We start from the raw sequence: 2192 nt of genomic DNA on the forward strand, positions 1-2192 counted from the left end.
ATCAGTTCGGCCAGCCCCTCGGCGCCACCGGCCTCACTGGCCACGACCGCCGAGCCGGTGACCAGCGGCACCAGAACACTGGTCACCGTCAGGTCGAAGGCGAGCGACGAGTGCAGCGGAGCACCCCCGCCACCATTCATGCGGTAGGCGTCCGCAGCCCAGGACACATAGTTCGCCAGGCCCTTGTGAGTGACAGCCACACCCTTCGGGCGGCCGGTCGAGCCCGAGGTGTAGATGACGTACGCAAGCGACTGCGGATCGACCCCGACCGTGGGGGACTCGGCGGACGCGGCCGCCAGCTGCATCCGGACCAGCGCGCCATCCAGGGCCACGAAGCGGTTCCGGCCGGCCGGAAGATCGTCCAGGATCTCCTCGGTCGTCAGCGTCAGAGCCGCACCGCTGTCGGCGAGCATGAACCCGATCCGCTCAGCCGGATACTCCGGATCGATCGGCAGATAACCAGCCCCCGCCTTCCAGGTTGCGAGGATCGCCACGACCGTGTCGATCCCGCGCGGCAGGCACAGGCCGACCAGCGACTCGGCGCCGATGCCCTGACCGACCAGGTACTGAGCCAGACGGCTGGCGCGGGCGTCCAGCTCCGCGTACGAAACCGACTCGTCGCCCCCGACAACAGCCACCACGTCCGGAGTCCGCCCCACCTGCGCCGCGAACAGCTCCGGCACCAGCACCGTGCCGAGGTCGGCAGCCGTGTCGTTCCAGTCGACGAGCACCCGACGCCGCTCGTCCGCGCCGAGCACGTCCACCGCGCTCAAGCGCGTACGGGGATCGGCGACCAGCAGTCCGAGCACCCGGACCAGGCGCTCGCCCAGGCCCTCGACCGTCTCCCGGTCGAAGAGGTCGGCCGCCGCGACCACTGAGCCCCACACCCCGGCCGGGGCGCCCTGCTCGTCGAAGGCCTCGGAGACCCGGACCTCCAGGTCGAACTTGGCCGCCGTCTTCGCGACCGCGACGCCCCCGGCCCGCACGCCGGGCAGGTCGAGGATGGCCTCGGTGTTGTTCTGGAGGTCCAACTGGACCTGGAACAGCGGGTGTCGGGACATCGAGCGCGAGGGTGCCAGCTCCTCCACCAGCCGCTCGAACGGCACCTCCTGGTGGGCCAGGGCGGAGAGGCTCGCCTCCCGCACCCGGCCCAGGACCTCGCGGAAGGTCGGGTCGCCGGAGAGGTCGGTGCGCACGACCAGGGTGTTGATGAAGAAGCCGACGAGTTCGTCGAGGGCCTCGTCCGTGCGGCCGGCGTTCGCCGAGCCGATCGGGATGTCCGTACCCGCGCCGAGGCGCGAGAGCGTCATCGCCAGGGCGGCTTGGAGGACCATGAACGTGGTCACGCCCTCGGCCCGCGCCACCTCCACCAGCCGGGCATGTACGTCGGCCTGGACGACCAGGGGAACACGGTGGCCGATGTGCGAGGCGACGGCCGGGCGGGACCGGTCGAAGGGGAGCTCCAGCTCCTCCGGGATGTCCGCCAACGTCTTGCGCCAGTACGTGACTTGGCGGGCAATGACGCTGTCGGGGTCGGCCTCGTCGCCGAGCAGCTCGCGCTGCCAGAGCGCGTAGTCGGCGTACTGGGCCGGCAGCGGCGTCCATTCGGGGGCCTTGCCCTCGGACCGTGCCGCGTAGGCCGTGGACAGGTCCCGGGCCAGCGGGGCCGTCGACCAGCCGTCGCCCGCGATGTGGTGCATCACGATCACGAGGACCTGCTTGTCGGGTCCGGCTTCGAAGAGGGCGGCCTGGATCGGCACCTCGGAGGTGAGGTCGAACTCTCGGGCGGTGGCCGTCGCGACGGCGCCGTCCAGCTCGTCGGACGAGACGTTGGCGTACTCCAACTGCCAGTCGAGATCCGCGAGTTCGATGACTCTCTGGTACGGCTCACCGTCCTCGGCCGTCGGGAAGACGGTCCGCAGGACCTCGTGCCGCCCGATGACGTCCCGCAGGGCCAGGCCGAGCGCTTCCCGGTCGATGCCGCCGTCGAGGCGGAGGGCGAACGGAATGTTGTACGTCGAGCTGGGTCCCTCCAACTGGCTGATGAACCAGAGTCGTTGCTGGGCGAAGGAGAGCGGGATCCGCTCTGGGCGATCACCGGCCGTCAGGGCGAGCCGGGCCTGTCCGGCGCCGCTCAGCCCGGCAGCGAGACCGGCCACGGTCGGGGTCCCGAACAGGGCCCGCAGCGGGAC

The 2192-nt window shown here is 71.1% G+C and carries 1 protein-coding gene; it reads right to left on the bottom strand.

Annotated elements, in window-relative coordinates; genetic code table 11:
• Positions 1 to 2159: condensation domain-containing protein (locus tag IEZ15_RS43740; RefSeq protein ID WP_189282490.1), on the bottom strand; the 2159-nt coding region annotated here is incomplete at its 3' end.
• Between the last annotated feature and the right edge of the window lie 33 nt (positions 2160 to 2192).

The organism is Streptomyces atratus (assembly GCF_014648655.1).
GTDB classification, from domain to species: Bacteria; Actinomycetota; Actinomycetes; order Streptomycetales; family Streptomycetaceae; genus Streptomyces; species Streptomyces atratus.